The organism is Lentilactobacillus sp. TOM.63 (assembly GCF_030361045.1).
Lineage (GTDB): Bacteria > Bacillota > Bacilli > Lactobacillales > Lactobacillaceae > Lentilactobacillus > Lentilactobacillus dabitei.
Map to the genome: position 1 here is coordinate 1 of NZ_JAUCAP010000024.1, position 25,091 is coordinate 25,091.

Annotated in this window: 29 protein-coding genes and 2 pseudogenes; 4 read left to right on the plus strand and 27 right to left on the minus strand. The window is 38.1% G+C overall.

Annotated elements, in window-relative coordinates; all coding sequences use genetic code 11:
- On the minus strand, nt 1–347 hold a 347-nt coding region (locus QUF07_RS06365; RefSeq protein WP_289427016.1), incomplete at its 3' end, for a MobA/MobL family protein.
- Nucleotides 348–598: 251 nt separating this feature from the next.
- Here QUF07_RS06365 and QUF07_RS06370 point away from each other — a divergent pair.
- Nucleotides 599–826 carry a hypothetical protein gene (locus QUF07_RS06370; RefSeq protein ID WP_003555660.1) on the plus strand — a complete coding sequence of 76 codons (228 nt, stop codon included), beginning with the start codon at nt 599–601 and terminating at the stop codon, nt 824–826.
- Between the two features lie 22 nt (nt 827–848).
- Nucleotides 849–1,127 carry a hypothetical protein gene (locus QUF07_RS06375; RefSeq protein WP_057707345.1) on the plus strand — a complete coding sequence of 93 codons (279 nt, stop codon included), beginning with the start codon at nt 849–851 and terminating at the stop codon, nt 1,125–1,127.
- On the opposite strand, the pseudogene QUF07_RS06380 reads toward QUF07_RS06375, so the two are convergent.
- From QUF07_RS06380 to QUF07_RS06400, 5 genes and pseudogenes are all read right to left on the minus strand, one after another.
- Nucleotides 1,117–1,239, minus strand: a pseudogene (locus QUF07_RS06380) (zeta toxin family protein); the annotation flags it as partial. The gene QUF07_RS06375 and the pseudogene QUF07_RS06380 overlap by 11 nt on opposite strands.
- 3 nt (nt 1,240–1,242) lie before the next feature.
- The gene (locus tag QUF07_RS06385) at nt 1,243–1,428 is read right to left on the minus strand and encodes a hypothetical protein (protein ID WP_010620892.1); all 186 of its coding nucleotides are present in this window, start codon (nt 1,426–1,428) and stop codon (nt 1,243–1,245) included.
- A gap of 46 nt (nt 1,429–1,474) precedes the next feature.
- Nucleotides 1,475–1,756, minus strand: a complete 282-nt coding sequence (locus QUF07_RS06390; protein WP_003660204.1) for a type II toxin-antitoxin system RelB/DinJ family antitoxin — start codon at nt 1,754–1,756, stop codon at nt 1,475–1,477.
- 325 nt (nt 1,757–2,081) lie between these two features.
- Nucleotides 2,082–3,407: an NCS2 family permease gene (locus QUF07_RS06395; RefSeq protein WP_289427017.1), complete on the minus strand. Its 1,326-nt coding sequence runs from the start codon at nt 3,405–3,407 to the stop codon at nt 2,082–2,084.
- 81 nt (nt 3,408–3,488) lie between these two features.
- The gene (locus QUF07_RS06400; RefSeq protein ID WP_289427018.1) at nt 3,489–3,968 is read right to left on the minus strand and encodes a nucleoside deaminase; all 480 of its coding nucleotides are present in this window, start codon (nt 3,966–3,968) and stop codon (nt 3,489–3,491) included.
- Nucleotides 3,969–4,082: 114 nt separating this feature from the next.
- On the opposite strand from QUF07_RS06400, the pseudogene QUF07_RS06405 reads away from it, so the two are divergent.
- Nucleotides 4,083–4,211, plus strand: a pseudogene (locus tag QUF07_RS06405) (IS982 family transposase); the annotation flags it as partial.
- A gap of 209 nt (nt 4,212–4,420) precedes the next feature.
- On the opposite strand, the gene QUF07_RS06410 reads toward QUF07_RS06405, so the two are convergent.
- The 5 genes from QUF07_RS06410 to QUF07_RS06430 all read right to left on the minus strand — a co-directional run bounded on the left by QUF07_RS06410 (nt 4,421) and on the right by QUF07_RS06430 (nt 9,076).
- The gene (locus QUF07_RS06410; RefSeq protein ID WP_289427019.1) at nt 4,421–5,521 is read right to left on the minus strand and encodes a replication initiator protein A; all 1,101 of its coding nucleotides are present in this window, start codon (nt 5,519–5,521) and stop codon (nt 4,421–4,423) included.
- A 606-nt stretch (nt 5,522–6,127) separates the two neighbouring features.
- Nucleotides 6,128–6,376 (minus strand): ribbon-helix-helix domain-containing protein, encoded by a 249-nt coding sequence (locus QUF07_RS06415; protein ID WP_002825834.1) that lies wholly within the window; start codon nt 6,374–6,376, stop codon nt 6,128–6,130.
- Between the two features lie 13 nt (nt 6,377–6,389).
- Entirely contained in the window at nt 6,390–7,196 is an 807-nt protein-coding gene (locus tag QUF07_RS06420; protein WP_289427021.1) for a ParA family protein, read from the minus strand.
- A gap of 96 nt (nt 7,197–7,292) precedes the next feature.
- Nucleotides 7,293–7,886, minus strand: a complete 594-nt coding sequence (locus QUF07_RS06425) for a recombinase family protein (RefSeq protein ID WP_136838632.1) — start codon at nt 7,884–7,886, stop codon at nt 7,293–7,295.
- A gap of 104 nt (nt 7,887–7,990) precedes the next feature.
- Nucleotides 7,991–9,076: an FRG domain-containing protein gene (locus QUF07_RS06430; protein ID WP_105923079.1), complete on the minus strand. Its 1,086-nt coding sequence runs from the start codon at nt 9,074–9,076 to the stop codon at nt 7,991–7,993.
- A 308-nt stretch (nt 9,077–9,384) separates the two neighbouring features.
- Between QUF07_RS06430 and QUF07_RS06435 the strand changes: the two genes are divergently transcribed.
- Nucleotides 9,385–9,462, plus strand: coding sequence for a putative holin-like toxin (locus QUF07_RS06435; RefSeq protein ID WP_076661461.1), 78 nt, complete (start codon nt 9,385–9,387; stop codon nt 9,460–9,462).
- A gap of 412 nt (nt 9,463–9,874) precedes the next feature.
- Here the strand turns inward: QUF07_RS06435 and QUF07_RS06440 are convergent, their stop codons facing one another.
- The 16 genes from QUF07_RS06440 to QUF07_RS06515 form a co-directional block, all read right to left on the minus strand.
- A complete protein-coding gene (locus QUF07_RS06440) occupies nt 9,875–10,615 on the minus strand; it encodes an ABC transporter permease (RefSeq protein ID WP_181185299.1) in 741 nt (246 codons plus the stop codon).
- Nucleotides 10,599–11,543 (minus strand): ABC transporter ATP-binding protein, encoded by a 945-nt coding sequence (locus QUF07_RS06445; RefSeq protein ID WP_105923081.1) that lies wholly within the window; start codon nt 11,541–11,543, stop codon nt 10,599–10,601. Before QUF07_RS06445 ends, QUF07_RS06440 begins: the two co-directional genes overlap by 17 nt.
- Nucleotides 11,536–12,786, minus strand: a complete 1,251-nt coding sequence (locus QUF07_RS06450) for a M16 family metallopeptidase (RefSeq protein ID WP_181185300.1) — start codon at nt 12,784–12,786, stop codon at nt 11,536–11,538. The genes QUF07_RS06445 and QUF07_RS06450 overlap by 8 nt, the downstream gene beginning before the upstream one ends.
- 29 nt (nt 12,787–12,815) lie before the next feature.
- Nucleotides 12,816–13,679: a SagB/ThcOx family dehydrogenase gene (locus QUF07_RS06455; protein ID WP_181186364.1), complete on the minus strand. Its 864-nt coding sequence runs from the start codon at nt 13,677–13,679 to the stop codon at nt 12,816–12,818.
- 16 nt (nt 13,680–13,695) lie between these two features.
- Nucleotides 13,696–15,006, minus strand: coding sequence for a YcaO-like family protein (locus tag QUF07_RS06460; RefSeq protein ID WP_105923084.1), 1,311 nt, complete (start codon nt 15,004–15,006; stop codon nt 13,696–13,698).
- 1 nt (nt 15,007) lies between these two features.
- A complete protein-coding gene (locus QUF07_RS06465; RefSeq protein WP_105923085.1) occupies nt 15,008–16,087 on the minus strand; it encodes a hypothetical protein in 1,080 nt (359 codons plus the stop codon).
- Nucleotides 16,088–16,556: 469 nt separating this feature from the next.
- Entirely contained in the window at nt 16,557–17,681 is a 1,125-nt protein-coding gene (locus QUF07_RS06470; protein ID WP_105923086.1) for an ArdC-like ssDNA-binding domain-containing protein, read from the minus strand.
- 3 nt (nt 17,682–17,684) lie between these two features.
- Nucleotides 17,685–17,900: a hypothetical protein gene (locus QUF07_RS06475; RefSeq protein WP_057800964.1), complete on the minus strand. Its 216-nt coding sequence runs from the start codon at nt 17,898–17,900 to the stop codon at nt 17,685–17,687.
- A 121-nt stretch (nt 17,901–18,021) separates the two neighbouring features.
- A complete protein-coding gene (locus tag QUF07_RS06480) occupies nt 18,022–20,160 on the minus strand; it encodes a type IA DNA topoisomerase (RefSeq protein ID WP_289427023.1) in 2,139 nt (712 codons plus the stop codon).
- Between the two features lie 6 nt (nt 20,161–20,166).
- Nucleotides 20,167–20,577, minus strand: a complete 411-nt coding sequence (locus tag QUF07_RS06485) for a hypothetical protein (protein WP_003679895.1) — start codon at nt 20,575–20,577, stop codon at nt 20,167–20,169.
- A gap of 15 nt (nt 20,578–20,592) precedes the next feature.
- Entirely contained in the window at nt 20,593–21,432 is an 840-nt protein-coding gene (locus QUF07_RS06490) for a conjugal transfer protein TrbL family protein (protein ID WP_216763016.1), read from the minus strand.
- 18 nt (nt 21,433–21,450) lie between these two features.
- Complete coding sequence (locus tag QUF07_RS06495; RefSeq protein WP_035168812.1) at nt 21,451–21,840, minus strand: hypothetical protein; 390 nt, start codon at nt 21,838–21,840, stop codon at nt 21,451–21,453.
- Nucleotides 21,841–21,854: 14 nt separating this feature from the next.
- On the minus strand, nt 21,855–23,408 hold the full coding sequence (locus tag QUF07_RS06500) for a VirD4-like conjugal transfer protein, CD1115 family (protein ID WP_289427024.1): 1,554 nt from the start codon (nt 23,406–23,408) through the stop codon (nt 21,855–21,857).
- A gap of 229 nt (nt 23,409–23,637) precedes the next feature.
- Nucleotides 23,638–24,108: a conjugal transfer protein gene (locus QUF07_RS06505; protein WP_289427025.1), complete on the minus strand. Its 471-nt coding sequence runs from the start codon at nt 24,106–24,108 to the stop codon at nt 23,638–23,640.
- Nucleotides 24,109–24,477, minus strand: a complete 369-nt coding sequence (locus QUF07_RS06510) for a thioredoxin fold domain-containing protein (RefSeq protein ID WP_289427026.1) — start codon at nt 24,475–24,477, stop codon at nt 24,109–24,111.
- Nucleotides 24,464–25,081 (minus strand): SadB/YajI family lipoprotein, encoded by a 618-nt coding sequence (locus tag QUF07_RS06515; RefSeq protein ID WP_289427027.1) that lies wholly within the window; start codon nt 25,079–25,081, stop codon nt 24,464–24,466. Before QUF07_RS06515 ends, QUF07_RS06510 begins: the two co-directional genes overlap by 14 nt.
- Nucleotides 25,082–25,091: the final 10 nt, after the last annotated feature.

Below are 25,091 nucleotides of genomic sequence, written 5' to 3' on the forward strand. Positions count from 1 at the left end.
CCCTCATCAACAAAATTTTCTTGCACATATTTTGTCAGTAATTCTTTCTGTTCGGATTCACTTAATTCTACCGGTAACGCCACGTTAAACTCTTTTGCATACCGTGAGTTTGATTTACGATCTTTCTTTTCAACTTCATTCCACAACTGCTCTCGATCACTGGCCCATTCTGGTGCATTTTTTGGCGTCAAAATAAAGCTTTCTGGCATAACCGAGCGGGCATAAAAATAGTGGCGACCTTCCTTATCATCAAATAGCTTTTCACCACTTCGATAAGCGGCACTGGCAATCGCACTTCGTCCTTTACCAGCACTAATATTACTAAAACTCATGTGAAAAATTGCCATGTCGGTCACCACCTTTATTTGGGTTTATGGGTTTGATTTTGTTGTCGCCATCGGCGACTTCTAATACAGGTTTTAATGGGTTTAGCACAACGTCATCAAAGATGACGTGTAAGTGCGCATTGACCTCGTTTCACTCGGTCTTCTGATTCTCTTAACTTTAACTTAGTGTATGCCTTCCGCTTCGCTATTTCAACTTTTATACTTTGACTTAACGTTTCCCTTATGATATAGTGTCGGTGATTATTTCTAATATGATTGGAGGGATCGTTATGTCTCAAAGCAACTTAGAAAAACAAGAAGCTAAATTAAAAGCCCTTAATCAAAAAATTAAGGACGAAAAAAATAAGATTGAACAACGGCTAGGTAAACAAATCATCAGTCAAGCCAATTTAGATTATGCTAATTTGTCTAACGATCAGATTAAGCTTTTAGCTAAGCAATTTTCTGAATTTTTAAAGGTAAAGTCCGTAGATCATTAGCCATACGAGATGGGGAAATTCCATGTCTAATCAATATGAAAAACTAGTCGAGCAACAAGCGCGTTTAAAACAAAAAATTGAGCGGGAAGATTTTAAATTACGGCAATCTAAATACTATGAAAATCGGCAAGCCCGCAAAGCCCGTTCTCGCCGATTAATTCAAAAAGGGGCTTTATTAGAAAAGTACTTCCAAGCTAATAACCTCTCGGTCGAACAAACCGAAGAACTTTTAAAAACATTTGCTGACTATGTTAACGCCCATAAACCGAATAAACTCAAAAACGATCAACCTAATAACTAGGCCGATCGTTTTTATTTTCTGGATCATTTTTAGGCTTTACTTCTGGGTTTTGATCTGCAAAATTTTGTAACTGCTTTTGCACCTTTTCTGGATAAGTAATATTTTGGTTTATCTATCAACGGACAAAGTCCTTTCGCTTAATAACCTCATCTTGCCTTTTATCTAAAAAGTAGGTATATAAAGCGTCATATACTTTGCGCTTTTCTGGATCTGGCTCATGTAATGACTTATCAAGTAAATCTTTTAAATCAGTTTCTTTGGCAATTTCAAAAAAGTCATTAATTGTGATTGTATCTTTCATGTTCATCACACTTCCAAGTTATTAATTTATTTAATCTGATAAGCCATTAGTCCTCATCTGGATCATTGAGCCAATCAGCGACTTCTTTAGCGTCTTTGAACTCTGTTACTGGTGTCTCTTTGGTAGCCTTTAAAAAGCGTAAATTAGCTCTTTCTTCTTCGCTTAAAGACACATTAAAAGGTAAGGCACCATTAGCAACAATCCGCTTATAAAACATATTGATCGCGGTAGTTGGGTTTAGACCTAACTGGCTTAAAACGGCTTCGGTATTATCTGCCAATTCTTTGTCAATCTGGACTTGTACGCGTTTCTTTTCCTTAACTGCCATGATTTTCTCGCCCCCCCTTTATTACTACTCACATTATACTAATCTTTGAGTACCATCTCAATTAGCCTGCTTCTTTAAAAGTTGTGAATTTAAGTTTGCTGTCCTTTCCGCAATGGCACTTATACAACGTTCCTAAAGTGCCCGTAAGCGCATTTTAAAACTCGTTTAATATAATTATGCTCTATCTGTTTAAAACAGCTTAAATGGCCTTATACGCGTGGTGCTAGTTAAATCGTTTTAGTTAAATAAAAAGTCCAATCTTGTTAGACTCGACTTGTAAATAGTAATAATAGGAAAGAGTCTGACTAGATTGAACTGTCTTAAATTATGCCGCAAAAGCAGTAACAGCGAGTGATAAGGCAAATAAGATTGCGATGATCACATTGACGGCATTTAAGTCTTTTACTTTACCAGAACAAATTTTGGCAATTGGATAGGCAATAAGGCCCATAGCCATACCAGTTGAAATTGAACCTGTAAATGGAATGGTAAAGATAATTAAGAAAGCAGGGAACCAACTAGAAAAGTCATTGTTGTCAATTCTTTTAACATCCATCATCATTAATGATCCAGTCAGAACAATAATTGATGCCGTAGCACAATATGGAATATAACCAATGATAGGGATCAAAACCAAACTTGCTAAGAACCAGATACCAGTAGTTATAGCAGAAATACCAGTTTTAGCACCTGCGGCCAAAGCTGAACCTGTTTCGGCGGCATCAACAGAAGGTGATGAACCAACAAGTGAAGCAAAAATGTTTGCTAAACCAGTAGCTTGCAAGGTACGCTTAATCTTCTTCTGGCCCTTAACATAACCTTTGGTAACACCAACGCCTTCAAAGATCATCAACATTAACATACTAAAGGTTGCAATTAAGAATTTAACCCAAGATGGAAATACAAAGCTTTGCTTAAAGATGATTGTGCCCCAATTTGCAAAGTCACTATATGCAATAGCGTGTGCATTGGTTGCGTTACCAGTAATCAAAGCAATTACAGTTACAATTGCCATTGATGCAATCATGCCCCAAGCTTTGCCTTTGATTTGGAAGAACATAGTCAACAGAATACCAAGCAAAGTTAAGAGCAAAACTGGACTTCTTAAATCACCAAATTTAATGAAATTACTCTTGTCGCTAACAATAAAACCAACGCCCTTTAATGCAGTAAAGGTTAAGAATAATCCAATACCTACATTAATCGCATTTTTTATAGAATCGTTGATAGCATCCGCAATCTTATCAATTAACGGGGTAAAGGTTAATGCTGCATAAAGCAGGGAACTAATCAGTGAAACGGCTAATGTAGCTTGCCAAGTAAAGTGCATACTTTCAGCAATGGTGTAACTAAAAAGGGCGTTAATACCCATACCCGGAACGATAATCATTGGGGTATTTGATAAGAAACCGCCTAAAATACAACCAAATGCTGATGCAAAAATAGTTGCAAAAGTTTCTAGCTGAGTAGGGATATGAGTTACAGCCACAATTTGTGGGTTAACAAAGATTATGTACATGATGGCAAAGAAACCAGTAGTGCCTGCAATAAACTCACTCCGCACTAATTTCTTGTTTTGCCAAACTTCCTTTAAAGACATCTTATTGATTTCTTCATCGGTTAGTTCAGGTGCAGTAGATTTATCAGTCATGATTTTGCCTCCAAACGAAAACCATTAAATGAAAAAGTAGACTAACCAGATGTCAGCCTACTTTTTCATGCTAAATTTAAGTTAATAAATTGTAGATTGAGTATCTTTCTTAAAGCCTTCAAATGACTTGATAGTAATATCACGGTCATGTTGACTAAGATCAAGAATGTTCTTGTCTTTCAAGCCATCTTCAATGAATTTGTAGATGAAGTCATCACGGAAACCAATGTCTTTAGCATCTTCACGAGTGTTGCCGTAGTAACAGGTCTTGATGTTAGCCCAAATAATTGCTGATAAGCACATTGGGCATGGAATTGCGTTCGTGTAAAGAGTACAACCGCTTAAGTCGTAAGTACCTAACTTCTTGCAGGCTTTACGAATAGCGTTAATTTCACCGTGGTCAGTAGGATCATTGTGAGCTAATACGTGGTTACGTCCTGTAACCAAAATTTTGCCGTCTTTATCAAGAATTACTGTACCGAATGGACCACCAACTTGTGTTCCAACATTAGCTTGTGCTTGTGCTTCAGCAATCTTCATAAATTTTGTTTGATAAGCCATAAAAAATACCGCCTTTCAAAAAATAATACGTTTATAGTATTTTATGGAGTTACTACAAGCGTTTACATCTAGGACCATAGTTCTGTTTCAACTAAAAGTCAAGTATTATTAAATACTTTTTCACTTCTAACTTATTACAACGCCGAGAACAATCGAGCGCGCAGTTTAACTGGCTTTCAAGCACGATTAGAAATTGCTATTCTGACTTATAATCTAGCTTATTGTCTAGAACGATTTAACTAGCACCACGCGTGGCCTTATATAGCTTTTTAGTTTTAAGCACACTCATCGTTAGGGTTTTTGGCCGCATATTCTCTAGCCGCTTGTTTATTCCACCAAGCGCCAATTCAGCCACTCAAGGTGTCTATTTTTGCTTCTAAGCGATTTTAAAGCGATTTTAATATAATTATGCATGTAATACTTAAAACGGCTTAAATGAGCTTATACGGCGTTTAATTCCAATAAGGATCATTGTCAGTGTTCTGTTCTTCGGGGTGTTTGGCTGCATATTCTCTAGCCGTTTGTTTATTCCACCAAACGCCAAATAGGTTTTGCATGGTGCCGTACAAGTAGTTTTCCACGTTCTTGATGTGCTTTTCATTGCTTCTCAGGGCGTTAAAGTAGCGTCTCAAGGCTTTAGTCATTAAAGGTTTCAGTTCCTCATCATCAAGTGGGATTATGACACCAATATCTTTGTGATCTTTCTCAACTCGGTACTTAGCATTTAAGATAATGCCAATGAAGCGCCGCATTTGTTGTGGGGTACGGCACCAAAAGCTAAGTAGTTGAACTGCTTCCGGTTCTAAGAAAACCGGTAAGCCACTGTCTTCATCAGTTAAGAAGTCATTAGCATGGTGCACCAAATCCTGGTTTTGCTTTTGAATTTCTGCTGGTGAAAAATGGGCTGTGGAAAAGTCCAACTTTTGAGTATCTATATTATATCTATTAGTATCTAAATTATTAGTATAGTCTAGATCTTGTCTCTTTTTGAGAAGTCCGCTTGTACCAAGGGATTCAGACGTATCAGAAACGGTATCATGCGGGTTTCTCTTTTTGAGAAGTCCGCTTGTACCAAGGGGTTCAACGGTATCATGCGGGTTTCTCTTTTTGAGAAGTCCGCTTGTACCAAGGGGTTCAGGCGATTTTAATGGCTCTCGCTTAATATAAACGTCTTTTGCTGTTACTTCCAAATCTGCCAAATATAATCTATTTGGTTCGTTTTTGCCTGATCTTGGATTAAACCCCATATGTTTTTGATACAAAAGGTTTGCGTCCATTAATTCGTGTTTAATCTTATTGATTTTATTATTTGACCAGTTTCGTAAATCTTTTAGTTCATTGTTTGTGTATATGAAATATACGTTGTTATTTTCGTCAACCCAATTATTGCTTAGTGAGTAACTTAGACGATCGCGTAACACCGAATAAAGTAAAATGGCACTATCGCTAAGATCCTTATATTTTTCCCCTTGGAGTAAGATCTGCGGCAAAGCGTAAAACTTTACTTCATAGGCCCTTTTAGCATTTGTAAAGTTGAAGTTTGATTGATCCATAATAAAAGCTCCCTTTCTTAACTGACACACGTCGTCTTAAAGAGAGTTGCTAAAACATCTGACTTGTTTTAAAATACAAATCTGATATGCTTTAACTGAATTACAAAGCGAACATTGGACGTGATCGGCTTTGTAAATTCACCGGCATGTGTCTATTCTGGGTTGCCCATACGGCAACTTTTTTTAATTTCTAACAACAAAAATGGACTAAATAGCATTGGTTAGCCACTTAGCCCATTGGATTCAATTTGTTTTTAACTATCCTTCACTTGTCCCATAGGACTGGTTTGCGGTATAATTAACCTACAAATTAAGAACAATGTTCAGACGATTTTAACTTGGCGGTCTAAATCGTCTGAATCTAAGTAGCTCGCTATTAGCTACTTGCTAAACCTAAAATCCCCGATTCCTCGTGAATCGGGGATTTTTCTGTTTAGCTTGATCTATTTATTCGGTTGTTAAATTAATCTTAGTCTAGCATAGCGCTTACCTACAGGCAACCGTATTTGGTTTAGTGCACTTTACTAGTTTTTACCTAATCACAAATTAATCAAGCGAACAAATTGCGTATTTACTTGTTTTATTATTTATTTATTTATTTAACTGCTAAATTGCATCTATGATTGAAGCTAAGAATTCTGAACGATTTTTAAATCCGTTTTTTCGGGCAGCCGTATCCATTTTTTTAAGTTGACTTTCAGTAATTGAGAAGGTCACAGATCGTTTACGCTCTACTTCCTTTCGGCTGATATTTTTCAAAAATGCGACTGCATCTTTCTTGTTGTCTTTCAATGTAGTTTCGTAACTTTCTCTCATTTCTTCGTCTTTTTTATGGTTGAATGAATCTAAACTCATAATCTAACTCTCCTTACTTGGTTTTATTTACTAATTCTTGAAAAAGATGATCGGCGTGTTCTATGAACTTTTGATTTTGCTTTAAAATGGATTCATCATGATTTGCTAATTCAAATATTGAAGCGTGCCTTGCAGTAGCTTTATTAAAGAGCTCTCTTTCAGGAATTATAGTTGCGACTGTTTCATCGCCATCTATGTGTTTTAGCAAATCGCGAGACATGCTTGTATTATGTCTAATCATATTACCGATAAAGAAAAGCTTTGCGTCAACGTAAGTTTCGCCAGTTCGATAGTCAAAAAGTGATTTTCTGAATTTTTCGAGTCGTGTTTCTAGGTCAAACTTGGCATTGTAGCCATGTTCACTCGGTGTAATGGGACTAAGCAGGTAATTACTGATAGCAATAGCGTTTTTAGTGATGGTGCTAAAATCTGGGTGCGTATCAATTAAGATATAGTCATAGTCGGTTAAGCTTAATGAATCGGAGTTGTTTTTAAACCACATGAACAACATCATTTCTTTGTTACTATTATTTTCTAGATAACTTCCTAAAACATCTAGGTCTATAAAACCGGCTATTAAATCTAGATTCGGTCCGACACTGTCAATTTTTACTTTTTGAGCATTGTCATTTTCTTTAAACGCTTCAGCGATGGTATTGTTTCGTCGTGTTTTTTCAAAAACGGTTGTTAAATTGCACTGATGGTCTAAATCTATTAATAGAACCTTCTTACCATGTTTGGCTAACCAATCACCATAATTTAAAGTCAAGGTTGTTTTACCAACACCACCCTTGATAGCAGTAAAAGTAATAATCTTCATCTTGATACCTCCTTCATCTAGCTTAATTATATCATTAGTAGACAAATAAATAAACAAACAATTTATTAAATAATTAAGCTGACAATTAACTCATTTTTAAAGCTCATTTTTAAAGATTCTATATTTTTTGCGATATCTGATAAAGGTCGTCCGTTTAATCCCTGTATTACGGGCAACATCTACATCACTCATGCCTGCCTGATAAAGTTTAAAAGCATGTTGCAAGCGGGGATCGTCTTGGGTGTATTGGGGTTTGCGTCCATGATATTTGCCCTGCTGCTTGGCCAGAGAAATCCCTTGTTGTTGACGCTCAATAATCCGCTTCCGTTCACTTTCGGCCTGATACTTATACAGTTCAATGATTAAGTTAGTCATCAGTTGACGCAAGTTAGGATCCGCAATCCCCGTCATGGTCGGTAAATTCAACACATCTAGGGTGGCCCCCTTATTTTGAATGGAGTTCATGATCTGAGTTAAATCCTGGTTGTTTCTGCCTAAGCGATCTAGTTCAGTGACCAGGACAATATCACCCTCACGAATATAGGCCAGCATTTTTTGCAGTTCAGGTCGATTGGTGTTAGCTCCACTTAATTTATCCGTAAATAATTTATCAACGCCTTTTAAAGCCGCTAACTGTCGATCTAAATGTTGCTCCTTGGAACTCACGCGCGCATAACCGATTTTAGCCATTTTCAGTTCTCCTTTTGGACAGTTCTAATGAACATCTGTAATTCCTAGTATAGCACAGAAATAAAAAAGGCCATTAGGGCATACCCTATTGGCCTTAGGATAAATTATCCTAAAAATTGGTTTTTGATATAGTGAGCCACGCTTTCTTTGTCTGGAAATAAAGCAGCTTGGTTTATTTCAAACGATTGATCCAATTCTTTTAAAATTTGTTGCTTTTTTTCACTGGGAATTACTAATCTAATTGGTTCATTGTTTTTATTGTACAGAGACACTTTACTATCAATATCATCATGAATACTTTGCAAGCTACATGATACACCATCGTAAGGTTCAAAAAGGAAAAAGCCACTTTGAGCACGCAACCTTTTATTGTTAAGTGATGGTTCTACAAAGAATGGATGAATCAAAGTTCTGAAGTTAATCAAATCAGCGAAATAACCAGTATCTCTTTTAATTTCATGATACAAGCACTGCACTACATAAGACCTATTTATATCATTATAAATATCATTCAGTGAATCATATATTTTTTTACTTTCCGGAGATAGTTGCTCATAATAGCCCTCTGGGAACTTCCTGACCAGATCCATGTACCAATCATCGTATAAATGATTTAGATCTTCCTTTAACAAACCATCAACTTTTTTATTGTAACAAGATATACTGTCATAAATTTCTTTCTTTTTAGCTTCGTCCATTAAAGCTAGTGTTGACAAAATTTCTACAGTATCACTATGACTACTGTAATACGTGTAGTCATTAATATTTTGCGTCTTATTAGACACAAACATGGTAACTATCCCGTCTGTTTCATGTCCTTCAGAATCAATATGAGATTGACAGGCAAAATAAAGAGCCACAAGAGCATTAGTCGTTACATCTAATAACCTAGTTGGCAAGCCAAAATGTTGCATATAAGAAAGCCGAGAAAAATTATTTTCTAAATTATTAAAATCATTTGCGTACCTACGCATGTACTCATTAGTAAATGAATATTCAGGGGTATATCCGGGGAGCTTTCCCTGCCTAAAGATGCTAGCAACGTTATTACTACTTTTGAAATCATTTGCTTGTCCTCTATAGAAAAAGCGTTGCAACAACCCCCGTCCATCAATTGTTATATCAGTATTTATAGACTGTTGTGATTTTCTTGTTTCGTTTAAAAAACTATTTACAGAATCAATATCCAAAAATAAAACCTCCTATAGATATAAACAAACACACTGATAAAGGGCATAATTGCCATATCTTTTGTGCTCGATTTTTTTACAAAATAACTTACATTAACACTGTATTCTCATTTAACATAAAATACACTACTGAATTTAAAAAATATGTTTTTAAAGGAATTATATTCCCTGTATAATGGATCAAGTAGAGAAGTTAAGGCGGTGGCTATTTCCGATCGGAGGTGGTGCTTATGGTGTTAAACCGTTAAAGCCCATAAATCCTAACGAAAGGAGTAGCTTAAGTGTCCGTTGCGGACGCTTTACAATTAATGTTGGCTTTCGGTACCTTTATCGTGGCCTTAATCGCATTAATTGTTGAGCTGATCAAAAGTCAGCAAAAAAAATAACCGCCTTAGCTCTGGTCAGCTAGCGGTTATTAAATATCGTTAAAATCTGCCACCGTCTTTAACGGCTCTACATGGGAAGTCCTGTTCTAGCGGGACTTCCTTTTTCTGTCTACATTATAGCATGACTATGACTGACTTTCGACTATTTTAAATCAGATTTCTAGCACTTTAAGGGAACATGCGGGTACCTTTGTGCGACAATTAAACTGTAAAATTGTCCTTGAAAAAGTTTGTATTTCAAATCTAGTAAATTACAATATGGAATAACAAAGATGAGTGTTCATTTTATGAGACTATCCAATCGTACAAACTTATTATTTGACATGAACCAGGTTTAATTGCTGGGCACAAGTGGCCTAAATACCTGACAAATAGACGAAATATATGAAGACATGTTTTCATACTCTAATTTCTAATGATTAATCACCGATTTATTTAGTAAATACAGACCGGCCACAGAGAAAATCAGAACGCATGCAGCTAGACTAAATGTTTGAAACATGAAGTGGTTCATGGTTTGTGAGTTATTGATGAGGGTTCTCCGAATGCCATCACCTAACGTATTCATTGGGAAAAACTTGACAACGTTTTTAACAGCCTTTGGCCAACCAGTTGATGGAAACAGTGTATTTCCAACAAAAAGCATAGTTACAATCACAGTATTGCCAATGGTCGAAGCAGCTCTGGTATTTTTGGATAACGCAGCAATAACTACTCCTATGGACAGGAGAGCCAACATTCCCAATATAATTTGCAACCCCATACCTAGGAGAAAATCGTGAGTAAAATCAAACTTTAAATTGTAGACTATTTTTGCCACTATTGTAATTATAACTGCTTGAATAATCATAAAGACCACCTGTGCAGTATAGACACAGCCAAGAAAATCACCTAATGATAACTCTGTTAACTTTACCCGTTTAAGTATACCGTTTTCTCGATAGTTAGTAAGTTGGGAAGGAACACCAACCAGTGCCATTGAGCCAAAAGCAATGCAGATAATGCCAGCGTAAACATAATTCACTTGAGTTTTATCCGACTCACCAATTAAAATTAGTATTGCAAGCGGCAATAGTAGGGAGAATATCATTGCTTCACGATTCCGAATTTCATTTAATAACAAAAGCCGGATAATATTAATGTATCGTTTCATTACTATCATCCTCCATAACTTCGCCAGTGATTTTATAATAAGCATCGTTTAATGTCGGTTTCTTTACATCAATGTCGGTTATCAAGTGTGAGTGCTCCTCTAATTTGTAAAGGGTAGGTAAAAATTCACTTGGATTGGTTGTCATGATGAAATATCTATTTTCCCCCATACGATGTGCATTTGAAGCAAGTGACGCCCCTTGACCAGTTATTAATTGAGATAAATTCTCACAAGCAAACTCAATTCGGGTTGTTGCCTGACTACGTTGAATCAGTCCCGAGGGGGTGTCCGTGGCGTAAACTTGGCCCTCGTTGATAAAACAGACACGATCACACAGATAAGCCACTTCTTCCATATAGTGTGAACAAATAATCGTGGTAGTTTGGCCGCGTAGTTGCTTAATAACTTTCCACAAATGTAATCGTGCATCGGGATCAAGACCGGTGGTCGGTTCATCCAAAAATAGTAATTTAGGCTGATTAATCAAGCTTAATGCTATACCAAACTGTTGTTTTTGACCGCCAGATAAATTTTTGACTTTTTTAGGAAGCAGTTCCTCAGCGTGCATGTGTGCTAATGCTTGTTTTGGTGTAACTGAAGTTGAATACATTTGAGCAAATAATGTTAATGATTCCTGAACACTCAAATTATCTAAATAGCCGCTGGATTGAAAAAGAGCTCCCATTTGTATTTGTGCTTGTCGTGGTGCATGTTTTATTTCATTAGTTTCCAAAACCTGTACATGTCCCGTATATGCGGTTAAAAGGCCTTCCATAATGCTGATAAGAGTCGATTTCCCTGCGCCATTTGGACCTACAAGACCTATGATCTCGTTTTGCTTTACGTTCAAGTCGATATCATGTAAAGCGGGGATTTTGCTCCTTTTGTACTGGAAACTTAGATGTTTAATTTGGATTATATCACTCATAACTCATTTCCTCCCCACCCGCAATAAAATACATAGGCTGGTCAGTTGAAAAAACTGTTTTTGAAAAATTCTCTATCATTTCAATATCAATGCTATTGATTTCTTTTGTCGTTTCACTAAGACGATTTACCCTGTGATTGTATATAAGCGCTTGTCCAATATAATTCATGGCATCAAAATCCGATCGCTGTGCTTTACTAATGTCATTGACAAATCCCTTTTTAACAATGTCGAAGTACTGTGACACTTTTTCTAAATTGGAATTAAGATTGTGAATTGCGGTCTGAGTAGAATCGATGATCTGACTGACCTGTTCATGTTTTGCAATGAAGTTGACAATCAAAACATTTTCAAATTGAAAAGAAAACGGGAAGGCCATCACATAGTATAAAGGTGATTCTCCGGTTCGTAGTGCCTTCGACAAAAAGCCCATATCTCCAAACGCAATTAACCTACTCAAAAGGGTCATCAACAACGCATTCTTTTCCATAACCTTGTTTTCTAGCGGGTAAATGAGAGATACATTGAGCGTTGTATATTCAGGAATATTAAGCTCCATACTACTTTTTCTTATGGTTGCCTTTTTGGCTGGCACTAGTGGAAAGTCTGTTAAATGATTTGATCCAACAGAACTAACACTAGGATTAAATGTAATTTGGAATTGTTGAAGAGACAAGTCACCAGTGTAAAGCACAAAGAACTTCTTCTTGTTCCACAACCATTGGATAGTATCTGTGATTTCTCTTACGTTTATAGACTGAATATCTAATGAATTTCCCAAAATAGGATGTCCCAAATTAGATGACCAGATGTTCTCACGTAGAGTATCAAAGTATTGTTTACTTTGCGTGCCCATTTTGATTGCTATTTCATTTTCAACTAATGCCTTTTCTTGATTAAATACGTCGGGTTTTATTTTTACTTCATCAAAGGCTTTTTTTATGTCATGTAGGATAGTCAATGATTTAGTTTTAGTACAGATAAAACGAAGCAAGATAAAATCGATACTCGTTAGGATCTTGTATTCTAGGGCATTCTTAAGTAAATACTCCTTTAGATCAATATTTTTATTTATTAATATTCTTAACATAGAGTGTTCAATCAAGTGAGCAGCTCCAAACTTTCCCTCCTTATCATTCCGTGAACCCACCCGAAACCAGACTGTGATATTTACCTGTTCTCCTAGATTAGAAGACTTTAGGTGGAAAATAGGAAGATTGTTATTCAATGTTATCTGTTCCAAAAGTATCACGACCTTTTTATTATTTCAGCTTATTCATGATATATGCCGGGCATCGTATTGTCGCCAAAGGGACTGGGAATACCAACCGCTATTTCGCCCACTACTGCTTCATTAACTCCGTCAACTTGTAGAAGTGTATTAAGTTCGTCATCCTCATACCCACCTATGTCACACGTACCAAGATTCAGTGCTTCCGCCACCAATGCAATGTTTTGAAAAAGGTGCCCCACTTCCATTAATACAAAACGATAGCCACGGTTTCCATATTTATAAGTGGTTCTTTTAAAAGTTGCGGTTACTAATATGGTTATGCCTGATTCTTCAATTAATTGATCTCTAATATGCAACTTATCTATTTGTTCCTGTAAGTTTCCTGTTGATATAATCTCTAGGTAATTTGATCTAACATTGTAATGATAGATTCCTGTAGACAGATTAGAAACTCTATTTATGACCAGATAAATTTCCAACGGATATAGTGCACCCCCGGAAGGATAGGTCCGAAATCCTGTTACACTGTCATTTTCTTTTTTTAATATGTGACTGATTCCCGAGGAGTATTGGAGGAGATCTGACATCGTTTCAAAACTGATGTTTTTCGGTGAAAATTTCCGGATACTTCTCCTTTTCCAAATAGCATCACCAATGTTTCCGTTTAAGGATCTCCGAGGTGTTAACTTCTTTCGTTCCAGTGTGGGATAACTCTTCCCATCATTAAGTGATGCTTGTTTAAAATCAGGATTTGATACGGCTTTCGCCAACGAATACTGTAATTGCTTTAATGTATACGTATTTAATTTTGTGTTTTCATGAAATAATTCAGCTATCGAAGGATTGTTATGTTCATAAATTGCCTGATTAGCTAGTCTCTCATTTTCTTTAACTATACTCATCATTCGACTTCCTTTACTATGGAAATGGGTGTGGAATCCTATAAAAATTGTCGTATGCTGTTGGCTTTTGTTTGTATCCTAAATCGACTGGTAATGTTCTAAGCCGTTCCCCTCCCAATCTTGGATATACGGAATCATTAGTAATTTCAGTCATTCCAGGAATTATTACCCGTACTGTGCAGTAACCGGCACTTCTGATGTCCGGGGGGGTTAGATCTGTAACATAGACATGTAACCCTATGGATTCAATATGTTTAACAATGGTTGATAATAAGCTACTTGAATCCTGCTTTGTTAATGTTTTTTTGAGAATACTACTATTTTTTTTAGAACCGTAGACAAATTTTATATGTTTCTTCATATCTGGAATTGTATACAACTCTACCCGTGAATTGAAATCCCTAATATCCGAAAAATCATCATTAAATTTTCTGTCTACCCCTTTAACAAAATCAGTTTTCCATGAGATCCTTCCTTGACTCAATTCAATCAGGGTCTTTAGAACTGCTTTTCGGGGATCGTAGTTTGATGCAGCGGCCACCAAGCTCCCCCTGCCATGTTCATCTAAGACGCCGAAGACACTTGGTATTCCTGTATCAGTTGTCATATCTATTAGATGATATTCACAATTTGGAATTTTCATATGTTTTTCGTAGATGTTAGTTAAGTAAGTATCATCAGCTAAATGAATCTGTGGCATAGATAAATGGTTAAACCACATATTTGAAATAGCATCTCTTTCAACGACCTCGTAAATTCCACGCAGTATTGCATCCACCATGGATTTAGACGATGCCAATCCGGTTGAAACACAGATCCATGTATGCGCTTCATTTGGTTTGAAAAAGTATGGTAGATACACCGACGATGCCGGAACATAAGATCTTTCTCCTGTAGCAAGATTTGTTGCTTTGGTCCAGGCAACTACAGTATCACGTGTAAATTCCGCAAATGGGAATCCTTTTTCCTTGTACTGTTCTTTTGCATAAAAAGCAAAGTCCTTGGGATCTGCACCACGATCTGGCAATTCATTGAATGACTTTAACAAAAGGTCATCGTGTATAAAAGAGGAACAATACCGTTCAATTGTTTCTCCAACTGCTGAGCGATAAGCACTTTCCAGGCTCAACCCTGCGCCACTGTTTATCTCCGATGGCATAACATGTTCATTGACGTCTTTTTGTGCTGTCTTAGCTGCTACCATAAACACACGTGGGTCATCTGGTTCCGGGGTCCATTGAAAGATGTCAGAAACTAATCCAGTAGTTTTATTACATATATTTGCATCCAGAAATGGGTAGTTTCGAATCATCAGGTCTTGAATCATTTTATCTACGCCCCCCTTTTACAGGATAGGTGTAATCTTCCATCCATGGCTTAATTTCAGGATTTAAGTATAGGTCTTCTCCACACGCAACACATCTCGGGTTTTTCAAAAATGAGTTAGTGCTTAGGGTATTGGTAAAAGAATTAAATTCTACAATGGCATTCAATGTTTCTGGCATTTCTAAAGTGATTTTCGACTTGTAAAGATTCTTATCAAGCATAAAGAGGCGTATTGCCTCAAGTGTAATCATATTTGACATCATATCTTTGGTATTGACGTCCACACTAGCACCATCATAGGGAGCTGTGCCATAGCTAGTTCCCTTATTGAATGCCATAAACTCTTTAGAAAAAGAATTGTTATTCAGTTTTCTAAATTGAAGACACTCTAAACAGCCTGTTTTATGTGGAATTACAGTAGGCCCAATAGTAATGTTAAACCCATTGGTGCTCGAATACATAACCCTGACACCATGTGATATAGCAATGCGATTTATTTGTTTCTCAAAATGCGAGTTTTCTTTTGATTCGGTAAGTATAACAAGATCATATTTTACCAAGCTTTCGAACAACTCATCTAAATTTTCTAAATTGTATTCATAATAGTTCGACGCTTGCCCTAATTGTCTATTTGAAGGTAAAAATAAACAAACATTAGAAATATAGCGGTGCAAGTTTTTGACCAAGTCATTCGCAAATTTGGACAGTCCAATCACGGCAACCTTTTTTGTTTGCAGATAGTGTTGCAGTTGCTCTCCATCAGAACCAAGACTGATGAATGCATTCTTATTGAGTAATTTAGGATCTGTACTACTTCGTTCTTCGAAAGAGAGCCACTTTCTATTTACCATAGGAGTGATTACGGCGTTGAGAAAACTTTCTATATCATTAATGGGTAGGTGCTTAATTAATTTTTGTAAACTGATGCCCTTATCTAAGTATGGAAGAGCTGGTATTAATTCTGATTTAACGTTTTCTCCACTTAATTTGTAGATTTTAAATGGAGTTTTGACTAAAACATCATCATTCATGGTAGCAAGTTCAACTTGTGAATTTATAAATAGTTTCTTACTTAAATCCATTGTTTTCACGACCTTATTATGCATTGGTTATATCTGATTTTAATTTAAAAAAATACAGGTGGCACCCATTTACACGGACGCCACCTGCTAGAAATTAACAGCAGCAACAAAACAGGCAACACCAAACTGTTACGCCACTTTCAAAAGGAGTTTCAAATCCCTTTTGAGTGTCTACAACTTCTTGAACTCTCACGTTAGTCATCTCTTTTCATTCAAGCGACAAAGTAAAGTGAAACAAATCACAAAAAGTCTGAGAGAGTAACCAATATCTCCCGCCCACATATTAACGCCTTTTAACCTATAAGTAAATGAAAACTTTAAAGTTTACGTAACGATCTTGTGAAATCATACACCACGATTGAACAGAATTTTATCTATAGCAAATAATAACGGTTGACCAAAACAAGAAACTTTCAATTTGGCATACAAAAAGACGGAGAAACTATAAAAATTAGCTCTCCGTCTTTTATTAACGCTTTATTTGCTGTTGTTCATTTTGTCTTGGCTGTGTGATCTTTGGATTTTGTCTCACAAAATCTTGCAACTGTTTTTGCGTTCGATTACTTATTTCTTGGTGAACATCATTTAACTGGTTTTTTAGTTCTGATTTTTGTTGGGGATCAGTCGCTTGCTTAATTTGTTGTTGCAAGCCTTGATACGACTTGTTAAGTTCCTGGTCTGATCGCTTTTTTAGATCATGTTCAGGATCTTTTTGCGCTTCCTGTAAGCCTAATTGTTTGGTTAATCCGTCACTAAGCGCAATCACTTTGTTGCTCACTTGCTGGATCTCGCTCAAAGCATTATGGATCACAGCTTTATCCTTAGCCCAGGTGTCCACATAACCAAGTGAGTAGTTACTGGTATCAACGCCAATATTTTGCATGGCAACATATGCGACTGCTTCGGCTTGGGTTTCCTGATAGGCTCGTGGGCGATCTTTAAAGGCTGATTTTAATCCGTGAAGCTGACTATGCGCATATTCGTGATACAACGTCTTTAATTTTAGGGCATTGTCAGGTTCATCACCACCAATGACGATTTTATTAGTGCTAGGTTGAAAGTACCCTTTAGCTCCATTTAGTTTCGCTAAGGGTGCCTCACTGACTTGCAGATCGGTTTGTTGGTTTAAATAATCTTTGAACGCGTTATACAAGCTCGTCACATTCTGATGATCGGCCAAGTTTCCTTTGACAAAATCTTTAGCACTTAGGACTGGAGCACCGCTAGTTTGTGCTACGTCGAAGATGGGCAGATAACGATAACCAACAATGGCGCGTTCGTCGGTGGTATCAAGTCGCTTTTGATCAGCGGGGGTTATTTTCTTAATAATCGGGGCAGCGATTCGAATGGCCTTAGCACCCTTATTAACGGTGCGGTTAAAATCAGTCTGCCATTGTTTAAAGCCTGCGACTTGGGTCGCTTGCGGATTTTGAGCATAGATTAAGTCAATGTTTCTAGCACTGTACTGGTGGAATTTAGCCAAGGTATTAAGATACTGTTTAAATTGATCACTATCGGTTAATTTTAGAATTTGCTGTTCGGCTTGGGCAACTAATTGCGCCTTCCAGGCTTTAACGTCTGCTTTACTTGGCATTGTCTACCCCTCCTCATCTTCAAAAATATCGTTCAGGGTTGGTACCGATCTTATTTGAATCGGGGCTGTGCCATAAAGAGCGACGTAGCCGTCGGCTAATTTTTGCCAGGCGACTTGATAATAAGCACCATTACCAGTGATTTCTTTTAAATACTTGTAGGTTTCTTTAGTCTGCAAAACGGGTAATTCGCTACCAGTGACTGCTAATTCATTGTTCATTTGATAATCTCCTTTGCTTTGCTAATCTCACCCGTTGTTTAGGTTTACTTTTGGCTTTGTAAAAGTGAATCTAAATGACGGGTTCACCAACTGGAACATCGTTTAAGGCGGTAGGTAAGGTCTAATCAAAGTCAAAACTTAATTTATGGCCACCGTCAAGCTTTAACTTAGCGTCAAACGACTTCCCCTTTTTGCTTTTGAATCCCTTTAATTTGCTGGTTTCTCCTTTAGTGACCAACGCTTTAATCGCGGTCTTACCGAGGGTCTTACTGCTCCATTTCTTGGGTAAGGTAAAGTCTTCCCCTTGCTTGGGCTTTACAATGTAAAACTTTGGCTTATTTAACACGGTGGCTTGTGGGGTTTCTAAGAAGACCTCGGCGGATTTTTGTGCCTGATTCTGATGGTTAATTTGTTGTTTGATCGTTGCATTTCCTGCTAATTGGATCGGTACATCAGCAATTAATTTAGCCACAAACTTCCTAATTTGACTTAAAAAGTTAGCTGGGGTGCGTTCTTCGGTGCTGATTTGTTGTAACGCTTTTTCCCATTTAGCCGTCATTTCCGGACTAGTCAGCAAGGGTTCGAGTTCAACCGCTTTACATAAAGTAATTCCAGCTTCACTGACGTGCAACTTATTCTTTTCAGTCACTAAATAGCCGCGTTTCTTCAATACCTCGAGCACATTCGCCCGGGTCGCACTGGTCCCAATGCCTTGGACATCTTTGAGAATTGCCTGGGCTTCTTCATCATCAAGGGTTTTACCGGCCGTCTTCATTGCCGTAATCAGGGTACCTTCGGTAAAGGGGACCGGCGGGGTCGTTTCTTTTTGCGGCGTTTGCAGGTTGGCTTGGACTTGATCGCCTTGGTGAACCAATGGTAAGGTTGCGGCGGCTTGCTGGTCGGCTTTGTTTTCATCAAATAAAGCTTTCCAACCTGGCTTAGTTGGCACCTTACCGGTTGCTTTAAAATTAGCGTCGCCAACTTGGGTAACAATGGTGGTTTCCTCGTATTCGTACGGATCAGCAAACATTGCTAACGTCGTTTTTAAAACTAAGTCATAGACTTGTTGCTGTAATTTAGGTAAGCTGGCTAGTTTCTCTTTAGTCGGCACAACTTTAGTCATGATAATGGCGTAATGTTCTTCAACCTTTTTCCCATTGACGTAACGTTTATTTGGGGTTGTATTGGTTACAGCGACTTGCTTAGAGACTAAACTCAGATACTTCGTCAGATTAGCCACTAAGTACTCAAATTCTTCATCAGTGATATAAGCACAATCGGTGCGGGGGTAACTCAACAACTTGGCTTCATATAAACTTTGAATGGCTGCTAAGGTTTGGCTGGCGCTGGCGTGATAACGTTTATTCATGGCACTTTGCAGACTGGATAGTGAGAATAGTTGGGGACTAGCACGCTTTTTAGCCTGTTTTTGGACGTCCTTGATTAAACCGCCCTGTGAGCCTTTCTGAACGTGTTTAGCTTGCATGAATGTCATTAGCCCTGTTTCGTCTTTAAACCGCTGATAGGGGTCTAATTTTGCGACGAATTTTTGCTGATTGGCTAAAATTTCAGCATTTAGTTCAAAATAGGGTTCCGGCTTAAAGTTTTTGATTGCCTGGTCTCTTTGATAGACCATATACAAGGTTGGCGTCTGCACGCGACCAATTGAGTACACCCCACGCACCCCATTTTTCCTCAACAATAAAGTATATAAGGGACTACCATTCATACCGATCAACCAATCACTAATTTGCCGGGTTTGAGCTTCTTTATAAGCCAAATAGTCTTTGTGCCAATCACCAAGATTTTTAAAGCCGGTAATAATGGCGTCTTTTTCCAAGCTATTCAACCATAGCCGTTTAATGGTCTTCTTTTTAACGTCAATCTGGGCTTGGCTCATGATTGACCAGGCAATATTGGAGCCTTCCCGACCACTATCAGTGGCAACAATAATGGTATCGGCCTTCGTTAACAGGTCTTTGACGACCTTGAATTGATCTTTTTTACTAGCTGACACCACAAACTTGTATTTATCGGGAAAAATCGGTAAATTAGATAGGGCCCATTGCTGATATTTCTGATCATATTTATCCGGTGTGGCCAGTTCAACTAAATGTCCGAGACCATATGTCACAAGCGTATTTTCGGGCAAAACAGGGTCACTAACCGTATAGTAACCCTGTTTTTTTGTGCTCTTTTGAAAGGCTTGAACGTATGAACGGGCTTGACTAGGTTTTTCAGCTAAGATAACAGTGGTCATGTTCGTTCACTCCTTGTGATTAAGCTTCTGTTCTAATTCTGTTTTACCTTGTTCAGCCGCTTTCAACCAAGTTTCACGGCGCAATTCTTGTTGTTGCTCTATCGATTGTTGCTTTAAATATTGTTGATACCGGTTGATGGCTTTGAAATCTGCATAGGCTGACCAACGGAATAATAAGCCACCCAGCAGTAAAACTAAGGCCATTAGTGCAGTTCCTAAAAAATCGGTATGGTTCGCCGTGAAAAGCTCTTGGTATAAATCCATTAACATGAGGTAAATTCCCATCAAATAGAAGATCATACTAACTAAGGTATCAAAATAGTAAGACAGCTTAGTCCGCCGGGAAGGTGTTGTAAAAGGGTCGGTTCGCATATCCTTTTTGGCTTTTTCCAATAACCAGTGTGCGATTTTTTTCATAACTATTTCTCCCTCCTAGTGGCTACGGAAATAATTTTGAAACATTCTCATGGCACCCATACCAGCACTTTTAGTCACACCGGTTGAAGCCCAAAAGTCTTTAACGGCGTCAGGTGTTTTGACCACCAGAAAACCGAATCCGATTGAAGCAATAAAAGCAATAAACCCGTATTTAGCCATATTCGTGAAACACCATACCGATAATGACATACAAAGCACCTGGCTAATAATGGAGGCATTATAATAAATGTACTTCTTCCACCACGTGCCACTGTAATCAAAACTTTCAGTCGCCATGCTCATTGCAGCTAAAGGAATCGTCAGGTTGTACCAAGCCATATCAGCCACAAACACACACATCTTGATAAAGAACACGACGGTTACGACAGTGAAGACTAGCAGAAACAAAATCTGTAAGGGTAGCGAAATGCCAACATCTTTTAGCCCAGGGACTTTATTCATGCCGGTAATTGATTTAGCAGTGAATTTCTGATCAGAACTAAACATATACTTTAGCAGGGGCAAGGTAATTGAACCTTGAATAAAGCCCTGTAAGAACACGAAAACCGGAATCACGGCCGCTGATTTAATCCCGTCCATGATGATATTAGCCCAAGTAACATCGGTACTTTCATCTGCCTCTTTTAGAATTGTCATCACAATGCGGCCAAGGACGACCACAACGACTAACGATGTCGCAAAGGACAGGAAGATGGCATACCACGTTTTAACAATCGGCAAGCTTTGATTGGCTTGGTCAATGATCGCCTTACAGATGTTGAATAAACCATCTAACAAACCAGACAGTAGCCATTCGAAAAAGTGTGAAATAGCTGATTGAATAATTTCTGTCATTTTAAAATCCTCCTTTGTCTATTTGGGAATGAGTGAGACCGTACCAGTATCACTTTTAGCCAGTGTGTTAATTGGTGTTAGTTTATATTTGTCTGACTGCTTTTTAATCTTAAACAAACGTGTTTCTGTGCTACCTGAAACACTATTTTTACCAATGAACTTAATTTGTTCATTGCCCTTGTTTTCAATCAACTTGTAAGTATAAACTTCGCTAAAGCCCGCTTGGGTAAGTGTTAAGTTGCTTTTTGAAAACTTTGCAGTAGCGGCCATACCATTATCTTTGCTAGAAGCAAACGTCCACTGATGGCTTTGCAAATCTTGTGCTGTAGACTTTCCGCAGGCGGTTAGACCGACAGCAATCAATAACACTGTCATCACAGCGATTATATATTTCCGATATTTTTTCATTAATATGTCCTCCATTAGCCAAATAAGTTGTTATCGTCGTCCTCTTCTGGCTCCTCTGTTTGACTATCTTTATTTGAAACCCTCTCTAAGTCGCTGTCTAGGTTGTCCTGCTGTTGCTCCTCCTCTGTTTGAGACATCTTGTTTGCGGCTTTTTTTTGAGCAGTCTCCTTTAATTTTGCTTTCCATTTCTCTACTCTTTGATGAAAGTTGGTTTCCTGGCTGGCTTCTGGTTGGCCTTGATACTCATTCTGTGACAAGTTAACCAAATGATCAGCCCCTGGAAATAGTTTAAATTGGAACGCTTTTGTAGCTTTGACTGGTCGCGCATTGCTAAAGATTAATAAGCTCTGATCTTCGGGCATACGCATAATTTCATCGGGTGTCATGAGTGAACGGCTCGTATAGCTATAACTATCGCTCTTGCTGTGGCTTTCTTCCTTGCTATGACTGGTACTCTCACTACCGGTTTCCACTTTCACGGTCGATTTACCTAACAAATCACTGAAGTATTTCGCCGTAACATCATTGGCTGCGTTTAAACAAATTTTAACAGCGTGGTTACCTAAGATACTTTCGGCTTTATCCTTGCCATACAAAGCTTGGAGCTGGGTTAAGGTCTGACAAATGGTCGTCACGCCAATACCGTACCCCCGACAGGTAGCTAAAAATTCTTCATATTTTGGGAATTTTCCTAAGTTGACAAATTCATCAAGGATAAAGTCGACTTGGTGGGGCAATTTAGCGTGATGATCGGCGGCTAATTTGTATAATTCATCAAACAATTGTGAGAAAAACAGATTGATGAAGCTTTCATAAGTGTTATCCATGACGGGGATAATTACATATAGAATAACTTTGGCGTTGCCAATCTCTTTTAAATCAAAATCTGAAAAGCTGGTAAAATCGGCCACTTCTTTGTCGACGAACTTCGAAATGGTCGCCAACAGGCTTTCAATAATGCTGGCTTTCATTTCCCCTTTGGCCTTTTTGAAACCTAACTCATAAGCGCGTCTCGCTGGATCAGACATGGTTAGATCAAGAAACAAGATATCTAACGGACTATCTGCGCCCTTTTCCTCGGCTTCCACATCGTTTTCTTGTAAGACTTGGGTCACACCCGCCAAATTCCGTTGTTCTGGTGACCGGTGGTTCATGACAAACAGGATTAAAGCCTTCAAAAGCTGTCTTTGGGTACTAAACCACACATCTTTTTTGCCTTCGGCATTTTCACTCTGAACGATCTTCGTGGCGACGGTTTCAGCTTGAATATCCCGTTGAATATAATCAAAAGGATTGTAGCGATCACTGTGCGCCATGTTGGCAAAGTTGACGACATGTACTTGATAACCCTGGGCTAGTTTGATACCGGCCGTCTTTTCGTATAATTCCCCTTTTGGATCGGTCACGACAATGCTGTTCTCCGTTTCGTTAAACAGGTTGGTAATCACGACTGATTGAGTCTTATACGATCCTGGGCCCCCAACCACAAAGATGTTCCGGTTGGGTTTGGTACTGTTATTTTGGTAAACAATTTGTTTATCCACGATTCCTAAAATTGTCCCATTCATGCGTTTACCTCCAATGCGGTTAGCTTTAGATGACTTTTCTGATTTACTTCTTTTTCATCTGTATCCTGATTATCTGATAAATGAAAGATAAAATGACTGTGATAATTGCAAATACAAAAGTTAGTGTGCTCTTTCCCTGAAGTAGGAACAAAACTATCGTAATTAACGACGTGATGATCGTAACTATTCGTACTAATAAATCTGGTCTGTTCATGCTTCTTACTTCCTTTCACTTGCCTGTCTTGGATTGTGTTTCTTGTTTTGTTAATGCCTCTAATATTTCTGTTGTGGTGCTCCTGTTAAACGCTGTGGTGAGGTCTTTGGCATTGATACTAAAGTAATGGTCGCTCAACTCTTTTAGATTGCCCCAAGTCGCACTCCCGTGGGTTTCAGTGTCCGCAGTTTCCCAAGCTTTATGCTTGCTGTTCCGTTTCAAGGCAAAATAGACGGTGTATAGTACCACAGCAATACTGACGATAATTAATACCGGATTCTTTTGGCCCAAATACAAGTTGTAATAGTGCCAGGGGTGTAAGGCTAACTGCTTTAACACCGTTGGCATATGATCCGCAAAAGTTAGTTTATAGCGCGACAAGGCCATGACAGATCCGGCCAAAATCTCCGCTAAATACAAGCCAATGATTAGCGTTAGTAGATACGGCCAACTGACTTTAACGCTGTTTAATAATTTGTCTTTCATCTAATCACCTACTATCTGTTTAATCCTTTGTTGGTTGGTACCGGAGTATCGTTGCTTGCCATGGATCAAGGTTGGTACTGACGTTAATTGATATTTTTGAATGTAATGCCGATTCTGCGGTTGGTTCATGTTAATCAAGACGATGTTGTGACTGATTGCGTTGTGCCAATAAATATGATGAAAAATAGCTTGGCAATCCGGGCAATCATCGCGATAGAAAAACAACACTTTTTTAGGGTGCTTAGCCAGCATCACAACTGTTTTCTCTTTCTCAACATGGTTCACATAGCTATGACCTGCAAAGCCTAATACTGCAAGTATCACCACGATCACCGCTAGGGCTTTGCTTACTTTTTTAATCAAGGTCACTGGCTTTAAAACTACTACCTAAATTTTGTACCGCGGTGATTCGATCCGTGGTGGTATCGAAAGTCACTTGATAAAGTACCGTCGCCTTTTGCCAGTCGTTGTCGCCACTCTTACTTTCGTAACTGACAACGGCCAAGCCTTTCATATTTTGCCCCTGCTTACTTTGCGTATACAGGTTCAGTTGATTTAACTTAGCTGAAACACTATTGCTATCACCATACGTTCCCTTATTTGAAAAGTATTGCTGATATAGCTTGTCGGAAATCAAGTCTTTCACGCCATCTTTACGCTGACCGTAGGTCTTGGGCTTAAAGTTGTTCATGACCTTAAAGAACTTGGTGACTACCGTATTAAAGCTAAGTTCAGCCTGACTTTTATCTTTATTATTTTGGTAGGTCTTATAACTGTCAATTTGGGTGCTCAATAACTGCTTTTCTTGGTTGGCTTTAGTCAATTGCTGGTTAACTTGGCGCTTCTGTTTTTGTAGACGACTAATCTGCTGTTGTGCCTGTTTAACTTGGCTATGTTGATAGGCATTCGCCCCTAATGACATGATTAAGATCAAACTACCAATCGCAATACTTAAAACCATGCTGCGTTTCATTTACTCGTCC

Bases quoted from the DNA above. Each gene is read 5' to 3' on its own strand.
- QUF07_RS06370 (WP_003555660.1), top strand. From the start codon at position 599: ATGATTGGAGGGATCGTTATGTCTCAAAGCAACTTAGAAAAACAAGAA.
- QUF07_RS06375 (WP_057707345.1), top strand. From the start codon at position 849: ATGTCTAATCAATATGAAAAACTAGTCGAGCAACAAGCGCGTTTAAAA.
- QUF07_RS06385 (WP_010620892.1), bottom strand. From the start codon at position 1,428: ATGAAAGATACAATCACAATTAATGACTTTTTTGAAATTGCCAAAGAA.
- QUF07_RS06390 (WP_003660204.1), bottom strand. From the start codon at position 1,756: ATGGCAGTTAAGGAAAAGAAACGCGTACAAGTCCAGATTGACAAAGAA.
- QUF07_RS06395 (WP_289427017.1), bottom strand. From the start codon at position 3,407: ATGACTGATAAATCTACTGCACCTGAACTAACCGATGAAGAAATCAAT.
- QUF07_RS06400 (WP_289427018.1), bottom strand. From the start codon at position 3,968: ATGGCTTATCAAACAAAATTTATGAAGATTGCTGAAGCACAAGCACAA.
- QUF07_RS06410 (WP_289427019.1), bottom strand. From the start codon at position 5,521: ATGGATCAATCAAACTTCAACTTTACAAATGCTAAAAGGGCCTATGAA.
- QUF07_RS06415 (WP_002825834.1), bottom strand. From the start codon at position 6,376: ATGAGTTTAGATTCATTCAACCATAAAAAAGACGAAGAAATGAGAGAA.
- QUF07_RS06420 (WP_289427021.1), bottom strand. From the start codon at position 7,196: ATGAAGATTATTACTTTTACTGCTATCAAGGGTGGTGTTGGTAAAACA.
- QUF07_RS06425 (WP_136838632.1), bottom strand. From the start codon at position 7,886: ATGGCTAAAATCGGTTATGCGCGCGTGAGTTCCAAGGAGCAACATTTA.
- QUF07_RS06435 (WP_076661461.1), top strand. From the start codon at position 9,385: ATGTTGGCTTTCGGTACCTTTATCGTGGCCTTAATCGCATTAATTGTT.
- QUF07_RS06440 (WP_181185299.1), bottom strand. From the start codon at position 10,615: ATGAAACGATACATTAATATTATCCGGCTTTTGTTATTAAATGAAATT.
- QUF07_RS06445 (WP_105923081.1), bottom strand. From the start codon at position 11,543: ATGAGTGATATAATCCAAATTAAACATCTAAGTTTCCAGTACAAAAGG.
- QUF07_RS06455 (WP_181186364.1), bottom strand. From the start codon at position 13,679: ATGAGTATAGTTAAAGAAAATGAGAGACTAGCTAATCAGGCAATTTAT.
- QUF07_RS06460 (WP_105923084.1), bottom strand. From the start codon at position 15,006: ATGATTCAAGACCTGATGATTCGAAACTACCCATTTCTGGATGCAAAT.
- QUF07_RS06465 (WP_105923085.1), bottom strand. From the start codon at position 16,087: ATGGATTTAAGTAAGAAACTATTTATAAATTCACAAGTTGAACTTGCT.
- QUF07_RS06470 (WP_105923086.1), bottom strand. From the start codon at position 17,681: ATGCCAAGTAAAGCAGACGTTAAAGCCTGGAAGGCGCAATTAGTTGCC.
- QUF07_RS06475 (WP_057800964.1), bottom strand. From the start codon at position 17,900: ATGAACAATGAATTAGCAGTCACTGGTAGCGAATTACCCGTTTTGCAG.
- QUF07_RS06480 (WP_289427023.1), bottom strand. From the start codon at position 20,160: ATGACCACTGTTATCTTAGCTGAAAAACCTAGTCAAGCCCGTTCATAC.
- QUF07_RS06485 (WP_003679895.1), bottom strand. From the start codon at position 20,577: ATGAAAAAAATCGCACACTGGTTATTGGAAAAAGCCAAAAAGGATATG.
- QUF07_RS06490 (WP_216763016.1), bottom strand. From the start codon at position 21,432: ATGACAGAAATTATTCAATCAGCTATTTCACACTTTTTCGAATGGCTA.
- QUF07_RS06495 (WP_035168812.1), bottom strand. From the start codon at position 21,840: ATGAAAAAATATCGGAAATATATAATCGCTGTGATGACAGTGTTATTG.
- QUF07_RS06500 (WP_289427024.1), bottom strand. From the start codon at position 23,408: ATGAATGGGACAATTTTAGGAATCGTGGATAAACAAATTGTTTACCAA.
- QUF07_RS06505 (WP_289427025.1), bottom strand. From the start codon at position 24,108: ATGAAAGACAAATTATTAAACAGCGTTAAAGTCAGTTGGCCGTATCTA.
- QUF07_RS06515 (WP_289427027.1), bottom strand. From the start codon at position 25,081: ATGAAACGCAGCATGGTTTTAAGTATTGCGATTGGTAGTTTGATCTTA.